The organism is Kribbella sp. CA-293567 (assembly GCF_027627575.1).
In the GTDB taxonomy this organism is placed as follows: Bacteria; Actinomycetota; Actinomycetes; order Propionibacteriales; family Kribbellaceae; genus Kribbella.
Window position 1 is genome coordinate 6896309 of sequence record NZ_CP114065.1, and the last position, 17440, is coordinate 6913748.

The following is a 17440-nucleotide window of genomic DNA, read 5'->3' on the forward strand; positions in this document are numbered from 1 at the left end:
GACCCCGACTCCACTGCTGACCGGTTGGTCAGGAGGCGAGGACCTCGTCGAGGATGGCTTCCGCCTTGTCCTCGTTGGTGTGTTCGGCCAGGGCCAGCTCGGAGACGAGAATCTGGCGAGCCTTCGCCAGCATTCGCTTCTCACCGGCGGAGAGACCGCGGTCACGCTCACGGCGCCACAGGTCGCGGACGACCTCTGCCACCTTCATCACGTCACCGGAGTGCAGCTTCTCCAGGTTCGCCTTGTAACGACGCGACCAGTTGGTCGGCTCCTCCGTGTGCGGCGCCCGCAGCACGTCGAAGACGCGCTCCAAGCCAGCCTGATCCACGACGTCACGCACGCCGACGAGATCGAGGTTGCACGCGGGGACCCGGACGACCAGGTCGTTCTGAGCGACGATCCTCAAGACCAGATAGGTCTTGTCCTCACCTTTGATCTGACGGGTCTCGATGTCCTCGATAACGGCCGCACCGTGGTTGGGGTAAACAACCGTTTCGCCGACGTTGAAAGTCATATGTCACGTGCCCCTTTCCGACCTCTATCCTACCACGCGGTCGCTGGTCCGGTTCGGGCGTTTGCGCTGGTCAGAGGCCCTTTCCCGCCTTGACAAACGCTGTCCGGCGTGCCTCGTACGCGCGGACATGGTTGCCCGGGACACCGCCGAATGGGGTGGGCGCCGTCGAGGACGGCCGTCCCGCTCGCTACGCTGTGCTCCGCCGGAGGCTTCAGCCCATCGGCTTCCACCTGTTTGTAGGAGAGGGAACTCCAGTGCGCATCACGTTGTCTTCGCAGGCCGTTCGGCGCACCGCCCTGGCCGGAGCCACCGTCGCTCTGAGCGTCGTGGTGGCGGGCTGTGGCGCGGGCTTCGACGCCCAGACGAACATGCCGTACCAGCCGGCCGAAGGCACCAACGCCGACTCGGGCGCGGTCGCCGTACGGAACCTGCTGGTACTGGCCTCCGCGGACGGAGAGGGCCAGCTGCAGGGCACGTTCGTCAACAACGAGCAGGGCGACGACAGCCTGGTGTGCATCGCGGCGACGGACGCCAAGCCCCCGGCCGACGCCGCCTCGGCGGCCAGCCCCTGCCCGGTGCAGACGGCGGCGACGGCGCCGTTCACGTTCACCAACTTCAAGGCGCTCGACCTGAAGGCCGGCGGCGCGGTCAACCTGCCGCCCGCCACCGGTCTGCCGGTCACCGTCACCGGCGGCAAGCCCGGCCAGATGCTCAAGGTGACCCTCACCTTCGAGAAGGCCGGCCCGATCGCCGTCTCGATCCCGGTGCTGACCAAGGACCACTACTCCCCGTCGCCGGCCCCCGAGGCCGACGGCGAGGCGCACGGCTGATCAGCGCGGCTGAGCGGCCTTGACCAGGCCCGGCAGGATCTTGTCGAGCACCCAGGGCACGCTCAGCACACTGACGGCGCCTCACCCGTGCCGCCGTCGCTACCGCACGCCACCAGCGCGGTAGCTGCGAGCCCGCCCCTGGTCAGGCCTCGAACTTGTACCCCAAGCCGCGCACCGTCACCAGGTGCGACGGGCTGGACGGGTCCTTCTCCAGCTTCGACCGCAACCGCTTGACGTGCACGTCCAGGGTCTTGGTGTCGCCCACGTAGTCGGCGCCCCAGATCCGGTCGATCAGCTGACCGCGGGTGAGCACCCGGCCGGTGTTGCGGAGCAGCATCTCCAGCAGCTCGAACTCCTTCAGCGGCAGCCGGATCTCCGTCCCGCCGACCGTCACCACGTGCCGCTCGACGTCCATCCGCACCGGACCGGCCTCGAGGGTGTCCGGCAACAGCTCGACGTCGGCGCCGCGCCGCAGTACCGCGCGGATCCGGGCGAGCAGCTCGCGCGGGCTGTAGGGCTTGGTGACGTAGTCGTCGGCGCCCAGCTCCAGCCCAACCACCTTGTCCACCTCGGTGTCCTTGGCCGACACGATGATCACCGGCACGTTGCCGCGGCTGCGCAGCGCACGGCAGACCTCGGTCCCGGACAGCCCGGGCAGCATCAGGTCCAGCAGGACGATGTCGGCGCCGGCCCGGTCGTACTCGTCCAGCGCGTCCGGCCCGGTCTCCGCGACGGCGACCTCGAACCCCTCCTTGCGCAGCACGTACGACAACGCGTCGCTGTAGCTCTCTTCGTCTTCGACGACCAGCACTCGGGTCACGAAGCTGCCTCCTTGGTTTTCTCTGACGGGGTCGGCGTCAGGGGTTGCTCGGACTCCTCCTGGATGGAGCAGTCCGTGGGTTGCCCGGTGGCGGGATCGAGCCGCAGCGGGAGTCGGACGGTGAAGGTGGACCCCTGGCCCTCGACGCTCCAGACCCGTACGTCGCCACCGTGGATCGAGGCGATGTGCTTGACGATGGACAGGCCGAGGCCGGTCCCGCCGGTCTCGCGGCTGCGGGCCCGGTCGACCCGGTAGAAGCGCTCGAAGATGCGCTCCAGGTCGCTGCTCGGGATCCCCACGCCCTGGTCGCTGACGGTGATCTCCACCAGGTCCCCGATCGGGTGGGCGGCGACCGCCACCCGGGTCCCGTCGGGGCTGTAGTTGACGGCGTTCTCCACCAGGTTGCCGATCGCGATCGCCAGCTGGTCCTCGCTGCCCATCACCTCGAGCGCGGGGTCGGTCTTCACCACCAGGTTGATCTGGCGGTCCTCGGCGTCGACCCGGCAACGGTCCACCGCCGCCTCGATCACGCCGTTGATGTCGACCGGGGTCGGGTGCTCCAACGGGTCGTCGCCCTGCAGCCGGGACAGTTCGATGATCTCCTTCACCAGCCGGCTCAGCCGGCTGGCCTCGATCCGCATCCGGCCGGAGAAGCGCTGGACGGCGGGCGGGTCGTCGGAGGCCTCGGCGACCGCGTCGGCGAGCAGGATGATCGCCCCGATCGGGGTCTTCAGCTCGTGGCTGACGTTGACCGTGAAGTCGCGGCGGATCGCCTCCAGCCGGCGCTCGCGGGTCCGGTCCTCGACCAGGACGAGCACCAGCTGGCTGCCGAGCGGGGCCACCCGGGCACTCACGTACTGGGTGGCGCCGAGCCGGCCGCGGACGATCTCCAGGTCCTGCTGGCGGATCTCGCCGTCGCGACGGACCGCCCGGACCATGGTCAGCAGGTCGTCCACCACCAGCCGCTCGCCCCGGACGATGCCGAGCACGTGCGCCGGGGCGCTGGCCTGCAGCACCTGGTCCTCGGGGCCCATCACGACCGCCGACGAGCGCAGTACGGACAGGACGGTGGCAACGCCACTGGGCACGATCGGGTCCGGCGAGACCGGCACCTTCGTCTGGGATCGCTCGCTCAGCATCATCGCGCCGAGCGAAAGGAGAGCCAGAGCCGCGCCGATGACGCCGCCCAGCACCGCTGCCAGCGTGGGGTCCACGAGATCGATGCTACGCGGGCAACCAGCAGGGAAAGACCGAATGAGCACCCGATGACCGGAACGCGTCCTAACTGTTCATCGGGCGTTCACCACTCGTCGCCGACCGGCAACCTGGCTGGCATACCGTCCAGCGTGGGCGGGAACTGTTCCGTGCCCGCGGTAGCCCCGCCCACCGCAGTACCGGACACCACAGATCGGAAGCAGAGACGATGCGCGACACCTATCACGAGCAGCTCGACGACATCCTGGCCGAGCTCGAGCGGATGACGCGGACGGTGTCCACCGCCGTCCGCCGTTCCACCACCGCGCTGCTGACCGCCGACATCCGGCAGGCCGAGGAAGTGATTGCCGCCGACATCAAGCTGGACGCGGCCGGCGAAGGCGTGGAGGAGAAGGTCTTCGAACTGATGGCCCGGCAGTCCCCGGTCGCCAACGAACTGCGGATGCTGGTCGCCGCGCTGCGGATGGTCGCCGACCTCGAGCGGATGGGCGACCTGGCCGCGCACGTCTCGAAGATCGCCCGGCTGCGCTACCCGGCCTCGGCGATCCCGGCCGAGCTGCACCCGGTGATCGAGGAGATGGGCTCGGTGGCCGGCCGGATGGTCGACGGCGCCGGTGACGTGATCAAGTCCCGCGACGTCGACGCCGCCGCCCGTCTGGAGGCCGTCGACGACGAGATGGACAAACTGCGCAGCAACCAGTTCCGGCTGATGATGGACGACTCCTGGCCGCACGGCGTCGAGGTCGCGGTCGACATCGCCCTGCTCGGCCGGTACTACGAGCGGATCGCCGACCACGCGGTCTCGATGGCCCGCCGGGTGGTCTACCTGGTGACCGGCGAGCTCCCGGTCGCCATCGGCGGCACCGCCGCAGGCTCGGGCGCCGGCGCCTCCACTCCCGTCAACGGAAACGGCAACGGCAGCCACTGATCCGGCTCCATGAAAGTAGCCCCGAGCAACCATTTGGTTGCTGGGGGCTACTTTTACGGGTGGGTCAGCGGCCCTGGTTCTTGACCGCCTCGATCGCGGCGGCGGCCGCGGCGGGGTCGAGGTACTCGCCGCCGGGCTTGACCGGGGTGAAGTTCTCGTCGAGCTCGTAGTACAGCGGGACGCCGGTCGGGATGTTCAGGCCGACCACGGTCTGCTCGTCCAGGGTGTCCAGGTGCTTGACCAGGGCGCGCAGCGAGTTGCCGTGCGCGGTGACCAGGACGGTCTTGCCGTCGCGCAGGTCCGGCACGATCGCGTCGTACCAGTACGGCAGCATCCGCTCGACGACGTCCTTCAGGCACTCGGTGGCCGGCAGCAGCTCCGGCGGCAGACCGGCGTACCGGGGGTCGCCGGCCTGATCGAACTCCGAGCCGCGCTCGATCGGCGGCGGCGGGGTGTCGTAGGAGCGGCGGAACAGCATGAACTGCTCCTCGCCGAGCTCCTCCAGGGTTTGCTTCTTGTCCTTGCCCTGCAGACCGCCGTAGTGGCGCTCGTTCAGCCGCCAGGAGCGGCGGACGTCGATCCAGGACCGGCCGGCCTCCTGGAGGGCGATGTTGGCCGTCCGGATGGCGCGGTGCAGGAGCGACGTGTGCAGGACGTCGGGCAGCAGGTCGCGCTCGAGCAGCAGCTGGCCGCCGCGGTGCGCCTCCTCCACGCCCTGGGCGTTCAGGTCGACGTCGACCCAGCCGGTGAACAGGTTCTTGGCGTTCCAGTCGGAGTGGCCGTGGCGCAGCAGGATCAGGCGGTAAGTCATGGCCCTCAGCCTACCGAGGCTCCAGCCAGCCCTTGAACGCGTCCAGGTTCCGGGTCGATTCGCCCCGCTTCACCCGCCAGTCGTACTCCTTGCGGATCGACGAGGCGAACCCCAGTTCCAGGATCGTGTTGAACGAGGTGTCGGAGTACTCCAGCACCGCCCCGAGCAGCCGGTCCACCTCGACCGGCGTGATCGCGTGCAGTGGCACCCGGCCGTCCAGGTGGATGTCGCCCAGGTGGTCGACGGCGAAGGCGACGCCGTACATCTTCAGGTTCCGCTCCAGCAGCCAGCGGTAGACGGCCTCGTGGTTCTCGTCCGGCCGGCGCGCGACGAAGGCGTGCACCTGGACCGCCTGACTGCCGACCGTCAGCGAGACGGTGGTCTTCAGCTTGCGCTCGCCGGGCAGGTCCGCGCTGAACACCCCCGGCTCGGTCTCGGTGAACTCCAGCTCGTTCTCGTTCAGCACCTGGCGGATCACGTCCGCGGCGGACACTCTCATCGACCAACCTCCTGGGCCAGCTCGGCCGCCATCGTCTGCTGCGCGGTCCGGTACGCCGCCAGCGTCCTCTCCGCGGTCAGTTCCCAGCCGAAGCGGCTCGCATGCCCGACCGCGGCGCGGCTCATCGTCTCGCGCAACGGCGGATCCGTCGCGATCCGGCGCAGCGCGTCGGCGAAGTCGTCGACGTCGTGCCCCGGCACCAGCAGCCCGGTCCGGCCGTCCGAGACCGCCGTGGTCAGGCCACCGACGGCCGCCGCGACCACCGGCGTACCGCAGGCCTGGGCTTCCAGCGCGACCAGCCCGAACGACTCCGAGTACGACGGCACGCAGACCACCGTGGCCGCGCGGTACCACTCGGCCAGCCCGGCCCGGGCCATCGGCTTCACGAACCAGGTCACGTCGTAGACCCCCAGCTCGCGGGCGAGCTCCGCGTGCGACTCGGGGTGCTCCATCCCGTTGCCCGACGGCCCGCCGATGATCGCGACCACCAGCCGCTCCCGCAGCGACGGGTCCTTCGCCAGCATCCGGGCCGCGGCGCGGATCAGGATGTCCGGTGCCTTCAGCGGCTGGATCCGGCCGACGAACGCGAGCACGATCGCGTCCTCCCGCAGCCCGAGCGCCTTGCGGGCCGCTGCCTGGCCGCCCGGGCAGAAGACCTCCAGGTCCACCCCCGGACTGACCACGCCGACCTTGGCCGGCTGCGCGCCGTACAGGCTGATCAGTTCGTGCGCCTCGTCCTCGGTGTTGGCCAGCAGCCGGTCGGCCGCCTCGACCACCTGCTCCTCACCCAGCAGCCGGGCCGGGGGCTCCGGTACGTCGTCCTCAGCCAGGCTGGCATTCTTGACCTTCGCCATCGTGTGCATGGTGTGCACCAGCGGCACGGCCCAGCGGTCCCGGGCCAGCAGGCCGACCTGCCCGGAGAGCCAGTAGTGCGAGTGGATGACGTCGTAGTAGCCGGGTTCGCGGATCGCCTCGGCCCGCAGTACGGCGCGGGCGAACGTGCACAGCTGCGCGGGCAGCTCGTGTTTCGAGAGTCCCTCGTACGGGCCGGCGGCGACGTTGCGCACGGTCACGCCGGGCAGCAGCTCGACCTTCGCCGGCAAGGCGGACGAGGTGGCCCGGGTGAAGACGTCCACCTCGATCCCGAGGCCGGCGAGCCGCTTGGACATCTCGACCACGTAGACGTTCATCCCGCCGGCGTCGCCGATCCCGGGCTGGTCCAGCGGTGAGGTGTGCAGGCTGATCATCGCGACCCGCCGGAGAGGACGGTCTGCCAAGGGTTGGGTCACCGCCTCAGCGTAACTCCGGCCTCCCTCGGCCGAATCAGGACTTCTCCCTAGACTTGAGGCATGACTTCCAGCACCCGTCCTGTCGCAGTGGTCACCGGAGCCAGTAGTGGGATCGGGGCCGCTTCGGCGCGGTACCTCGCCCGGGAGGGGTTCGAGGTGGTCTGCGCGGCCCGGCGGCTGGACCGGATCGAGGCACTCGCCAAGGAGATCGACGGGCGTGCGGTGCAGTGCGACGTGACCTCGGCCGAGGACGTCGCCGCGCTCGCCGTGGCGGTCGGCGACCGGGTCGACCTGCTGCTCAACAACGCCGGCGGGGCGTTCGGTTTCGAGCCGGTCGCCGAGGCCGACCTCGCGGCCTGGCGGCAGATGTTCGAGGTGAACGTGATCGGGGTCGCGGCGGTCACGAAGTCGTTGCTCCCGGCACTGATCGCGGCGGAGGGCCAGATCGTGGTGATGGGCTCGACGGCCGGCCAGGTCGCCTACGAGGGCGGCGGTGGGTACGTCGCGGCCAAGCACGCGGCCAAGGCGGTTGTCGACACGCTCCGGCTGGAGCTGTGGGACCAGCCGGTCCGGGTCTGCGAGATCGCCCCGGGAATGGTGAAGAGCGAGGGGTTCGCGCTCACCCGGTTCGAGGGCGACCAGGCCAAGGCCGACGCCGTGTACGCCGGGGTCGCCGAACCGCTGGTCGCCGACGACATCGCCGACATCGTCGCCTGGATCGCCACCCGCCCCAAGCACGTCAACATCGACCGCCTGACGGTCCGGCCGCGGGCGCAGGCCGCGCAGCACAAGGTGCACCGGGTCAGCTGAGCCAGGCTGACTACTTGGCGCGGAGGCGGTCCACCGGCGGTGAGCTGATCAGCAGCGGCGTACGGGGCTCGGGCAGCCCGTACGACGCGTGCAGGCGGCGGCGGACCGCCTCGACCGGGAACGTCTCGGGGTAGATTGCCAATTTCACCGTCACGCCCTCGAGTGTTGCCCTGAGCAACATCTCCTCGACGGCCGGGTCGTCGGCGCCACGCTGACCGAAGATCGACCGGATCGCGTCCTCGATCTGCTCCACCCGGGCCGCCTTGGCCGCCTCGACCGCGGCGAAGACCGGATGGGTCCCGGGCTGCAGCATCAGCGAGATCGCCAGCCGCTGGATCGGCAACGTGGACGCCGCGGCCATCAGGGTGCCGTCGATGATGCCGGCCAGACGTTCGTCCGCGCTGCCCTGCAAGGTGAGAATGGCGCCGATGCCGTCCAGCCAGCGGTCCAGCAGTTCGGCCGCCAGCAACTGCTTGCCGGCGAAGTAGTAGGTGACCAGACCGCGGGAGACGCCGGCACGCTGGGTCACGTCCGAGATCGACGCGGCCTCGTAGCCCTTCTCGGCGAAGACCTCCAGGGCAGCACTCAGGATCCGCTCGCGCGACTTCTCCCGCAGTTCGAGGTTGGTACTGGCCGATCGCGGCACGGTGCTTCTTTCCTGGCCGGACGCCCCTCGGGAGCCGAGTCCACCCCCCACGGCGACTCGGCCCCCGGTGGCACGGCCCCGAGGTGCGGACCCCTCCCCAGGCGTCCACTTATAGACTGTACGTACAGCGAACGAATGTCAAAGGCTCTCCCGAATTCGGCGCTACCTCCACCGACCGGTAGGATGAGATGGCTGCGCACTGCGTCTCCAGTGGCACGTAGGACTTGCCGTAGCCACCGCCTGACCTCAATCCGACTTGCTTGGAGCGCTTCCGCATGCCCCTCCGTAATGATCTGCGCAACGTGGCCATCGTGGCCCACGTCGACCACGGGAAGACCACCCTGGTCGACGCGATGCTGTGGCAGTCCGGTGCCTTCGGGGCCCACCAGCACGTCGACGAGCGAGCGATGGACTCGGGCGACCTGGAGCGTGAGAAGGGCATCACGATCCTGGCCAAGAACACCGCCGTACGGCACAAGATGGCCAACGGCGAGCAGATGACGCTGAACATCATCGACACCCCCGGCCACGCCGACTTCGGTGGTGAGGTCGAGCGCGGCCTGTCGATGGTGGACGCGATCGTGCTGCTGGTGGACGCCTCCGAGGGTCCGCTGCCGCAGACCCGGTTCGTACTGCGCAAGGCGCTGGCCCGCAACATGCCGGTGATCCTGGTGGTGAACAAGGTGGACCGTCCCGACGCCCGGATCGCCGAGGTCGTCGACGAGACCTACGAGCTGTTCCTGGACCTGCTGGACCACGACGCCGACCAGTCCGCGCTGGACTTCCCGGTCGTCTACGCCTCGGCCCGCGCCGGTCGCGCCTCGCTGACCCAGCCGGCCGACGGCGGGATGCCGGACTCCGAGGACCTCGAGCCGCTGTTCGAGACCATTCTGGCGAACGTGCCGGCCCCGGAGTACACCGAAGGCGCGCCGCTGCAGGCGCACGTCACCAACCTGGACGCCTCGCCGTTCCTCGGCCGGCTGGCCTTGGTCCGGGTGCACGAAGGCACCCTGAAGAAGGGCTCCCAGGTCGCCTGGTGCAAGCACGACGGCACCATTCAGAAGGTCAAGATCACCGAACTGCTGATCACCGAGGCGCTCGAGCGCGTTCCCGGCGACTCGGCCGGCCCCGGTGACATCGTCGCGATCGCCGGTATCCCGGAGATTATGATCGGCGACACCCTGGCCGACCCGGAGAACCCGAAGCCGCTGCCGTTCATCACCGTCGACGAGCCGGCCATCTCGATGACGATCGGTACCAACAGCTCCCCGCTGGCCGGCCGGATCAAGGGCACCAAGGTGACCGCCCGGCTGGTCAAGGACCGGCTGGACCGCGAACTGATCGGCAACGTCTCGATCAAGGTGCTGCCGACCGAGCGTCCGGACACCTGGGAGGTGCAGGGCCGTGGCGAGCTGGCGCTGGCCATCCTGGTCGAGCAGATGCGCCGCGAGGGCTATGAGCTGACCGTCGGCAAGCCGCAGGTGGTCACCCGCGAGATCGACGGCAAGCGGCACGAGCCGGTCGAGCGCCTGACCATCGACTGCCCCGAGGAGTACCTCGGAACCGTCACCCAGCTGCTCGCGGTCCGCAAGGGCCGGATGGAGCAGATGACCAACCACGGCACCGGCTGGGTCCGGATGGAGTTCCTGGTCCCGGCCCGTGGCCTGATCGGCTTCCGGACCGAGTTCCTCACCGACACCCGCGGTACCGGGATCGCGCACCACGTCTTCGAGGGTTACGAGCCGTGGTTCGGCGAGCTGCGCACCCGCCCGTCGGGTTCGCTGGTCTCCGACCGCACCGGCGTCACCACGTCGTACGCGATGGTGAACCTGCAGGAGCGCGGCACGATGTTCTGTGAGCCGGGCACCGATGTCTACGAGGGCATGGTGGTCGGCGAGAACTCGCGCGCCGACGACATGGACGTGAACATCACCCGTGAGAAGAAGATGACCAACGTCCGGTCGAACGCGGACGAGTTCGAGAAGCTGGTGCCGGCCCGCAAGCTGTCGCTCGAGCAGTCGCTGGAGTTCTGCCGCGAGGACGAGTGCGTCGAGGTCACCCCGGACGCGGTCCGGATCCGCAAACTCGCGCTGACCCAGATCGAGCGCGCGAAGCTCGGCCGCAAGAACAAAGCCTGATCCAGTAGTAGTCGGGGAGTAGCCCGCTCACCTGGTGGCCCGATCCGACGGGGGAAAGTGCCGGATCGTTACCAACCAGCTGGCGGGCTGCTGCGTCTGACCTTGTGAAAGCACATCAGTTGGGGGAAGGAAAAGGACCATGGGCATTCTGCGTAAGCTCGGCGCCACCACCACGGCGGTCGCGATGCTGGGGGTAGGCGTTCTCACCGCCGCGACGACGACCGCGGCCGCGGCTCCGGCCGCCGGCACCGTGGTGGCACCGAAGGTTGCGTCCAAGACCGTCGTCGCCGGCTCGGCGACCGCCAAGGCCAAGCCGAAGGCGAAAGCGAAGAAGACGGTCTTGGTGCCGGGTCGCCGGCACATTGCCAAGCAGTGCATGACCGGGCGCTACCTGTGCATCAACAAGAAGACCCGCAAGGTGATGTTCATCGTCAACGGCCGCCTGCAGGCCGAGGGTGACGCCCGCTTCGGCGGCCCCCGGACGCCGACCAAGAACGGCACCTTCAAGGTCTACCGCAAGTCGAAGAACCACGTCTCGTCGATCTACCACACCCCGATGCCGTACGCGATGTTCTTCGTCGGCGGCCAGGCGGTGCACTACTCGGCGGACTTCAAGGCCCGCGGTTACAACGGCAGCTCGCACGGCTGCGCGAACATGCGCGACAAGAAGAAGATCGCCTGGATCTTCAGCAAGGTGAAGATCGGCGACAAGGTCCTGGTCTACAACGCCTGACCTGGAGTCTCTCAGCGGCGGCTACTTCCTTCGGGAAGTGGCCGCCGCTTCGCGTTGCCGTCCCAAGTCGCGCGCGCTGAGGCCGGCTGTCGAGAGGACGATTTCCAGGTCCGTACCTTAGGCTTGATCGGTTGGCGTCCGCCCGATGCCAACTAACTGATCCGCGTGGGCGTCCTACCTGGTACAGGGGACGGATCGACTTGAGGGGTTCGGATGCGTTGGTCTCGGAGTACGCTGATTGTTCGCAACGTGCTGACGGCCGTGGTCGTCACTGCGGTCGGGGGAACGGCGATCACCGCCTCGGCGGCGCCGCAGGTCAGTACGGCGGAGGTCGCGCCGGTGCCGTTCGAGGTCAGCGGCGAACTGCCGATCTACCCCAAGGCCCTGTGGAAGAACGGTTCCAGCGGTGTTGCCGTACGCAAGGTCGAGGCGCGCCTGATCCAGCTCAAGCTGCTCGACAAGCGGTGGCTGGACAACTCGTACGGCACGATGACCCGGTCCGCGGTGAAGAAGTTCCAGACCTCACAGGGAATTCCGCCGCTCGGGTACGTCGACCAGAACACCTGGACGAAGCTGTCCGCCGGAACCCGCGAGCCCACTCAGGCCGAGCTCTATCCGCCGGCCCCCGTGGTGAACGGTAAGAAGCTGGACCCGCGGTGCGCGACCGGCGTCGCGCTGTGCGTCGACAAGACCGACCGCAAGCTGCGATACGTGGTCGACGGCGTGGTGAAGATGCAGTTCGACGTCCGGTTCGGCGCCGAGAAGACGGCCACCCGCGAGGGCGGCTTCACGGTCGGCTGGAAGAACCGCAACCACGTCTCCAAGCTGTACGACTCACCGATGCCCTACGCGATGTTCTTCAGCGGCGGACAGGCGGTGCACTACTCCTCGGACTTCGCCGCCCGCGGCTACAACGGCGGATCGCACGGCTGTGTGAACGTCCGCGACCTGGCCAAGATCAAGAGCCTCTTCGACCAGGTGAACGTCGGCGACAAGGTGATCGTCTACCGCTCGTAGCTGCGCCTCAGAGCGGGCGCGGCCCCCGGCGACGGCGAATACCCCAGCCACCGCCGCGCCCACGGCCGGACGCCGCCCGGAGCGCGGGACGGGCGTCCACCAGGTAGACAGCCGCGGCCACGATCCCGAACAGGCCGATGAAGCTCAGCCAGCTCTGGAAGATCTGCGACAGCGTGAAGGTGGCCAGGATCAGCACCCAGCCGGGCTTGGTCAGTTTGTCGGCGGCGACGTACACCGCCCGCGGCCGGAACGCCGCGTCGACCAAGGCGACCAGCTTCAGACCGAGCAGCGCCCACCAGATGACACCGATGGGATCACCGAACCCGGGAAACAGGTTCTGGAACGTGGCGAGTGGGAGCATGCAACGAGCCTAACCCAGGCACGGGTGGCCGACGATCCGTCGAACCCGGATCGGGACCACCCGTGCCTGCGGAGCGGGAGGAACTACCCTCAGTCGCCGACCTTGGCGGCGGCGGTGCCGGCGGCCTTGGTGGCGCTCTTCGCGGTCTTGCGAGCGCTGGTGGCGGTCGCCTTCACGTTGCGCGAGGTGGTGCCGGCGGTCTTCTTCGCGGTGGTCCGGGTGGCCTTGGCCTTGCTCACCGTGGTCCGGGCCTGGGCGGCCAGGTCCTCGGTCGCCTTCTGGGTGCGGATCCGGGTGACCAGGTCCTTGCCCCGGCCGGCCAGGTCCTCGTAGGTCTCCTCGGCCTGGCCGAGCACGGTGGTCAGTCCGGCCTGGGCGACGGTCAGCCCGGCCTGCGCGACCGCCGGCAGCTCACGCAGCGTGGCCGGCACGGTCTTCGCGTTGGCGACCAGCGTCTCGAGACGCTCGCTCAGCTCGGCCTGACGCTTGCTCAGCTCGGTCTGCACGGTCGACTGCAGGGTCTTCTGGTCCAGCTTCGCGAACCGGGTGGTGACGTCGTCGCTGACGGCGCGGAACTTCTCCACGGCCAGGTCGCCGGCGCCGGCGATCGCGTACAGCGGGGTGACGGGGGTACGGGTTGCCATCAGGCATCTCCTCGTGAGGTTTTCAGCGGGGTCTTCGGGGTGCTGCTTTTTCGTGCAGGGGTTCTCGGGGTGCTGCTCTTTCGTGCAGGGGTCTTCTTAGTGGCGGCGGCCGCGGGGGCCGGTGCGGAGGCTGGTGGTGCGGTGGCTGGTCCGGGCTCGTCGGCGCCGTCGTCGCTCGCGTTCTCACGGACGAACGAGCCGTAGACGTCGAGCAGCACACGCTTCTGCCGCTCGTTCAGCGCGGGATCGAGCAGGACCGCGTCGACCACCCCCGGCGTACGCCGGGCGCCGTCCTCACTCTCGTCCGGATCGAGAATCCCGGCCCGCACGTAGAGCGTCTCCGCGGAGATCCGCAGCGCCTTCGCCAACTGCTGCAGCACATCCGCCGACGGCTTGCGCAGCCCACGCTCGATCTGACTCAGGTACGGATTCGAAACCCCGGCCAGATCGGACAACTGCCGCAACGACAACTGCGCATGCCGACGCTGCTCGGCGAGGTACTCCCCCACCGATCCCACCGCACCAGCGGCTCGATCACTCAGTCCGGCCATACGCCCATACTGCTAGCAGGTGCTTGCAATTGCAAGCAGTATGGGCGTGAGGCCGATCACTACGGCGAGTGACGCTTCTGCTCGCTCGCCGGCTCCTCCGCCCCCGTCGGCTCCTCCGTCGCCTGCTCCCCACCCCCCAGCTCGGGAGCTCCTTCGTCGCCCCTCTTGCTGCCTCGGCCTGTGCAGGCGAACCAGCTTGCCAGGAAGGGTGAGCCGGTGCAGTAGTTGGGCGGTGAAGGGTGGCCGACCAACGTGCGGCTTGACCAGTGTGCGGCGGTCAGCCAACGAGCGCGTGGCCGGTATGGGGCAGGTGCGCTGGTCGACCAAACGTGAGGTGGTCGACTGACGTGACGTGGAATGCAACGTCATTGGATGGGCTCGAGCGGTGCATGGGAAGAGACGCACACGGGCTCCCCGCATCACGGGCTTGCTGGCGTCAGCATCCAGACATCAGCGAGGTGGCGCCCAGCGCCACGAGCCCGCCGGCAGCAGGTCGCCGGTCGCGTTGGGCAGACCCGGCGCGACTGGCCCCAGCCAGATCGGCTGATCCCCCCCAACGCAGGCTTCCTCGCGTCAGCATCCAGACGTCAGCGAGGTGGCGCCCAGCGCCACGAGCCCTCAACGCGCGGCCCCGCAAGAGCACGCAGATGCGCCCCCTGGCTTGGTCGGAACGAGAAGCGCCAACGGCGCATCCGACTTATGCGTGCACAACGACAGGCAGATATGCAGGCTGACACGACGCGCTGAGCGTGATCGGTGGTCAGCGAAGAGCTGAAACAGCTACTACTGCCTGTCGCTCTGCACGCCGCAACCGTCCACCGAGCGGGTGCCTCGACGGACGGCCCTGCAGGAGCACGCAGATGCCCTCCTAGGCCTGATCGGCGCGAATCGCGGAAGCCACGGGTCACACCACCGGTCCGTGCAGACCGGTTGACCCGCAGCGCAGACTTCCCCGCGTCAGCATCCAGACGTCAGCGAGGTGGCGCCCAGCGCCACGAGCCCTCGACGGGCGGCCCCGCAAGAGCATGCAGATGCGCCCTCTGGCTTGGTCGAAACGAGAAGCGCATCCGACTTATGCGTGCACAACGACAGGCAGATATGCAGGCTGACACGACGCGCTGAGCGTGATCGGTGGTCAGCGAAGAGCTGAAACAGCCACCACTGCCTGTCGCTCTGCACGCCGCAACCGTCCACCGAGCGGGTTGCCTCGCGGACGATGGTGCATAAGCAAGCGCGGCACCACCAGACCAAGCAGATCGGCCGATCCCCCACACAGACCTGCCCGCGTCAGCGTCCAGACGCAAGCGAGGTGGCGCTCAGCGCCACGAGCCCTCGCCGAGCGGTCATGGATGAGCAGGCCCGGTATCACCGGTTCCAGCCAAATCGGTTGACCCCCAACACAAGCTTCCCCGCGTCAGCATTCAGGCATCAGCGAGGTGGCGCGCAGCGCCACGAGCCCTTGGCGGGCGGCTGTGGATGAACAGCCGCACCACCACCAACCAGCAGAGTTGCGCCGGAGGATCAGGCGAAGGCCGCGGGGTGCGGCTGGACAGCACCGACCTCGATGCCGCCGCCGTAGAGCGGGGAGCGGGTCTGCTGGTCGATCACGTCGTTGCGGAGGCCGAGCTTCTGCAGGGTGGCGGCCATCACGACGGCGCGGGCGCGCGGGGTGCCGTCCTCGATCTTGACGGCCAGGCCGCAGCCGTCGGCGAGGCCGACCGCGTAGACGGATTCGGCGCCGGCCTTGCAGAAGAGGCCGGGGACGGCCTTCATCAGGGCGGACTCGTCGCGGCGGCTACCGCTGGCGTAGTCGGGGTGCTCGCGGAATGCCTTGGCGACGCGGCCTTCCAGGGTGTCGGCGGGCTCGGCGGCGAAGAGGCCGAAGGACCGGGCCAGGCCCGAGAGAGTGATGGCGAGGATCGGGGCGCCGCAGCCGTCGACGGCGACGTGCGAGACCTTTTCGCCGGCCGAGTCCTCGACGGCGGTGCGGATCGCCTGCTGCAGGGGGTGTTCCGGGGAGCGGTAGTCGTCCCTACCCCAGACGGCGTCGGTGCTCTTCTCGCGGGACTCGTCGTGGTACGGCCAGTCGTTGACCACGCAGGTGGCGATCATCGCGGCGTGCTTGCCGGAGCAGTTCATCGTGACGGGGTCGAGGCCGTGGCCGGCACGCACCCACTCGTCGCGGGCCTGGTCGTCGATCGGGTACGCCGGGGGCGTCCGCAGCGCCGACTCGTCCAGGCCGACGGTCGCCAGGATCCGGCGTACGCCGTCGAGGTGGAACGCCTCACCCGAGTGGGACGCCCCGGCCAGCGAGAGCAGCTCGCCGTCCAGGTCAAGGCCGCTGCGGAGCATGCCGAGCGCCTGCATCGGCTTGTTCGACGAGCGCGGGAACATCGGCTGGTCGATCACCCCGGCCGACCATTCGACGGAGCCGTCGGGGGCGGTCACCACCACGGAGCCGCGGTGGTGGCCCTCCACGAATCCGCTGCGGACGACGTCGGCCAGGATCACAGGTTCGGTCACGGCTGAACTGTACGGCGCCGACGTCAGGGGCAAACAGCCACGTTGGAGATGATTCGGCTCACAGCCGGGCGCGCACGTGCAGCCCGACCTCGGGGTCGACCAGCAACTCCTGGGTCGCGGTGACCGTCGGCTGATCCTCCGCGACGACCTCTAGCACCGCTGCCGGGTCGACGTTGCGCTTGATCAGAGCCAGCGCGATCGGCCCGTACTCGTGGTGGCGCGCCGCCGAGCCGATGAAACCGACCTGCTTCTCGCCCACCCGCACGGCGTACCCGTGGGCCGGCAGGTGGTCGACCGAACCGTCCAGCAGCAGCCGGACGAGCCGGCGAGGCGGGCGGCCCAGGTTGTGGACGCGGGCGACGGTCTCCTGACCCCGGTAGCACCCCTTGTCCAGGTGTACGCCGATGCCGAGCCAGCCGAGCTCGTTGGGGATCGCGCGCTCGTCCATGTCCAGCCCGAGCCGGGGTGCGCCCGCCTCGATCCGCAGAGCCTCGTAGGCCCAGATGCCGGCCGCGGGGCCTGCTTGCTCGGCGAAGGCCGGCAGATCTCCGCGAGGGAGGAAGAGTTCGTTCCCGCCCAGAGAGTCGGCTCCAGCTCTGACGATCGGCCCGGCGGGCTCCGCAGGCTGACCTGGGCGCCAGACAATGGCGTAGTCGGCGGTGACATCGGCGATCTCGACACGGGACATGAAGACCATCTTCTGGAGCCACTCGACCAGAGCGGCCGCGGCGCCCGGCTCGGTGTGCACCCAGAAAGTCTCGCCGTCGTCGACGCCGTACATGGCGTGCTCGACGTGCCCGGTCGGGGACAGCAGGAGGGCGGTGGTCGACGTGCCCGGCTTCAGACCCTCGAAGTACTGGCTGGTGATCGCGTGCAGCCAGGTCAGGCGGTCCGGGCCGGTGATGGTGACCACGTCGCGGTTCGAGCGGTCGACGAAGCCCTTGCCCGCGACCAGGGCCCGCTGCTCGCGCAGATCGGAGCCGTAGTGCGCAGCGACGCCGGCGTCCAGGCCGTCTGCCTCCACGGCGGCCGGAAGGTCCAACAAGGGGCTACGCATCAGTGACATGTCACCAGCGTACGTCCACTGTCGGTAGACGAAATGTGCGCCGTC

At 69.0% G+C, this 17440-nt stretch carries 18 protein-coding genes; 6 read left to right on the top strand and 12 right to left on the bottom strand.

Annotated elements, in window-relative coordinates; all coding sequences use genetic code 11:
- Positions 1–28 precede the first annotated feature (28 nt).
- Positions 29–514 carry a CarD family transcriptional regulator gene (locus tag OX958_RS31865; RefSeq protein WP_164595486.1) on the bottom strand — a complete coding sequence of 162 codons (486 nt, stop codon included), beginning with the start codon at positions 512–514 and terminating at the stop codon, positions 29–31.
- Between the two features lie 254 nt (positions 515–768).
- On the opposite strand from OX958_RS31865, the gene OX958_RS31870 reads away from it, so the two are divergent.
- On the top strand, positions 769–1344 hold the full coding sequence (locus tag OX958_RS31870) for a hypothetical protein (RefSeq protein ID WP_270133896.1): 576 nt from the start codon (positions 769–771) through the stop codon (positions 1342–1344).
- Between the two features lie 142 nt (positions 1345–1486).
- Here OX958_RS31870 and OX958_RS31875 read toward each other — a convergent pair whose 3' ends face one another.
- Both OX958_RS31875 and OX958_RS31880 read right to left on the bottom strand, forming a co-directional pair.
- A complete protein-coding gene (locus OX958_RS31875; protein ID WP_270133897.1) occupies positions 1487–2164 on the bottom strand; it encodes a response regulator transcription factor in 678 nt (225 codons plus the stop codon).
- Complete coding sequence (locus OX958_RS31880; RefSeq protein ID WP_270133898.1) at positions 2161–3378, bottom strand: sensor histidine kinase; 1218 nt, start codon at positions 3376–3378, stop codon at positions 2161–2163. Before OX958_RS31880 ends, OX958_RS31875 begins: the two co-directional genes overlap by 4 nt.
- Before the next feature lie 209 nt (positions 3379–3587).
- Here OX958_RS31880 and phoU point away from each other — a divergent pair, with 209 nt between their 5' ends.
- Positions 3588–4307, top strand: a complete 720-nt coding sequence (gene phoU, locus OX958_RS31885; protein WP_270133900.1) for a phosphate signaling complex protein PhoU — start codon at positions 3588–3590, stop codon at positions 4305–4307.
- Positions 4308–4371: 64 nt separating this feature from the next.
- Here phoU and OX958_RS31890 read toward each other — a convergent pair whose 3' ends face one another.
- Genes OX958_RS31890 through mshA form a run of 3 tightly spaced genes read right to left on the bottom strand, consistent with a single transcriptional unit; the run spans position 4372 to position 6906 of the window.
- A complete protein-coding gene (locus tag OX958_RS31890; RefSeq protein ID WP_270133901.1) occupies positions 4372–5118 on the bottom strand; it encodes a phosphoglyceromutase in 747 nt (248 codons plus the stop codon).
- 10 nt (positions 5119–5128) lie between these two features.
- The gene (locus tag OX958_RS31895; RefSeq protein ID WP_270133903.1) at positions 5129–5617 is read right to left on the bottom strand and encodes a YbjN domain-containing protein; all 489 of its coding nucleotides are present in this window, start codon (positions 5615–5617) and stop codon (positions 5129–5131) included.
- Positions 5614–6906, bottom strand: a complete 1293-nt coding sequence (gene mshA / locus OX958_RS31900) for a D-inositol-3-phosphate glycosyltransferase (protein WP_270133904.1) — start codon at positions 6904–6906, stop codon at positions 5614–5616. Before mshA ends, OX958_RS31895 begins: the two co-directional genes overlap by 4 nt.
- Before the next feature lie 60 nt (positions 6907–6966).
- Here mshA and OX958_RS31905 point away from each other — a divergent pair, with 60 nt between their 5' ends.
- Complete coding sequence (locus OX958_RS31905; protein WP_270133906.1) at positions 6967–7716, top strand: SDR family NAD(P)-dependent oxidoreductase; 750 nt, start codon at positions 6967–6969, stop codon at positions 7714–7716.
- Positions 7717–7726: 10 nt separating this feature from the next.
- On the opposite strand, the gene OX958_RS31910 is transcribed toward OX958_RS31905, so the two are convergent.
- Complete coding sequence (locus OX958_RS31910; protein WP_270133908.1) at positions 7727–8362, bottom strand: TetR/AcrR family transcriptional regulator; 636 nt, start codon at positions 8360–8362, stop codon at positions 7727–7729.
- A 275-nt stretch (positions 8363–8637) separates the two neighbouring features.
- Between OX958_RS31910 and typA the strand changes: the two genes are divergently transcribed.
- The 3 genes from typA to OX958_RS31925 all read left to right on the top strand — a co-directional run bounded on the left by typA (position 8638) and on the right by OX958_RS31925 (position 12250).
- Positions 8638–10500, top strand: a complete 1863-nt coding sequence (typA, locus tag OX958_RS31915) for a translational GTPase TypA (protein WP_270133909.1) — start codon at positions 8638–8640, stop codon at positions 10498–10500.
- 139 nt (positions 10501–10639) lie between these two features.
- Positions 10640–11233, top strand: coding sequence for a L,D-transpeptidase (locus OX958_RS31920; RefSeq protein ID WP_270133910.1), 594 nt, complete (start codon positions 10640–10642; stop codon positions 11231–11233).
- 213 nt (positions 11234–11446) lie between these two features.
- Entirely contained in the window at positions 11447–12250 is an 804-nt protein-coding gene (locus OX958_RS31925; RefSeq protein ID WP_270133912.1) for a L,D-transpeptidase family protein, read from the top strand.
- A gap of 7 nt (positions 12251–12257) precedes the next feature.
- Here OX958_RS31925 and OX958_RS31930 read toward each other — a convergent pair whose 3' ends face one another.
- The 5 genes from OX958_RS31930 to ygfZ form a co-directional block, all read right to left on the bottom strand.
- The gene (locus OX958_RS31930; RefSeq protein ID WP_270133914.1) at positions 12258–12611 is read right to left on the bottom strand and encodes a DUF2516 family protein; all 354 of its coding nucleotides are present in this window, start codon (positions 12609–12611) and stop codon (positions 12258–12260) included.
- 89 nt (positions 12612–12700) lie between these two features.
- Positions 12701–13255, bottom strand: a complete 555-nt coding sequence (locus OX958_RS31935; protein WP_270133915.1) for a hypothetical protein — start codon at positions 13253–13255, stop codon at positions 12701–12703.
- Positions 13255–13806, bottom strand: coding sequence for a helix-turn-helix domain-containing protein (locus OX958_RS31940; protein WP_270133916.1), 552 nt, complete (start codon positions 13804–13806; stop codon positions 13255–13257). Before OX958_RS31940 ends, OX958_RS31935 begins: the two co-directional genes overlap by 1 nt.
- A 1521-nt stretch (positions 13807–15327) precedes the next feature.
- Positions 15328–16329: an asparaginase gene (locus OX958_RS31945; protein ID WP_270133918.1), complete on the bottom strand. Its 1002-nt coding sequence runs from the start codon at positions 16327–16329 to the stop codon at positions 15328–15330.
- A gap of 58 nt (positions 16330–16387) precedes the next feature.
- Positions 16388–17395, bottom strand: coding sequence for a CAF17-like 4Fe-4S cluster assembly/insertion protein YgfZ (gene ygfZ / locus OX958_RS31950; protein WP_270133919.1), 1008 nt, complete (start codon positions 17393–17395; stop codon positions 16388–16390).
- Between the last annotated feature and the right edge of the window lie 45 nt (positions 17396–17440).

Excerpts from the sequence above, each read along its gene's own strand:
- OX958_RS31865 (WP_164595486.1), bottom strand. The coding sequence starts at position 514 with ATGACTTTCAACGTCGGCGAAACGGTTGTTTACCCCAACCACGGTGCG.
- phoU (WP_270133900.1), top strand. The coding sequence starts at position 3,588 with ATGCGCGACACCTATCACGAGCAGCTCGACGACATCCTGGCCGAGCTC.
- OX958_RS31890 (WP_270133901.1), bottom strand. The coding sequence starts at position 5,118 with ATGACTTACCGCCTGATCCTGCTGCGCCACGGCCACTCCGACTGGAAC.
- OX958_RS31895 (WP_270133903.1), bottom strand. The coding sequence starts at position 5,617 with ATGAGAGTGTCCGCCGCGGACGTGATCCGCCAGGTGCTGAACGAGAAC.
- OX958_RS31905 (WP_270133906.1), top strand. The coding sequence starts at position 6,967 with ATGACTTCCAGCACCCGTCCTGTCGCAGTGGTCACCGGAGCCAGTAGT.
- typA (WP_270133909.1), top strand. The coding sequence starts at position 8,638 with ATGCCCCTCCGTAATGATCTGCGCAACGTGGCCATCGTGGCCCACGTC.
- OX958_RS31920 (WP_270133910.1), top strand. The coding sequence starts at position 10,640 with ATGGGCATTCTGCGTAAGCTCGGCGCCACCACCACGGCGGTCGCGATG.
- OX958_RS31925 (WP_270133912.1), top strand. The coding sequence starts at position 11,447 with ATGCGTTGGTCTCGGAGTACGCTGATTGTTCGCAACGTGCTGACGGCC.
- OX958_RS31930 (WP_270133914.1), bottom strand. The coding sequence starts at position 12,611 with ATGCTCCCACTCGCCACGTTCCAGAACCTGTTTCCCGGGTTCGGTGAT.
- OX958_RS31935 (WP_270133915.1), bottom strand. The coding sequence starts at position 13,255 with ATGGCAACCCGTACCCCCGTCACCCCGCTGTACGCGATCGCCGGCGCC.
- OX958_RS31940 (WP_270133916.1), bottom strand. The coding sequence starts at position 13,806 with ATGGCCGGACTGAGTGATCGAGCCGCTGGTGCGGTGGGATCGGTGGGG.
- ygfZ (WP_270133919.1), bottom strand. The coding sequence starts at position 17,395 with ATGTCACTGATGCGTAGCCCCTTGTTGGACCTTCCGGCCGCCGTGGAG.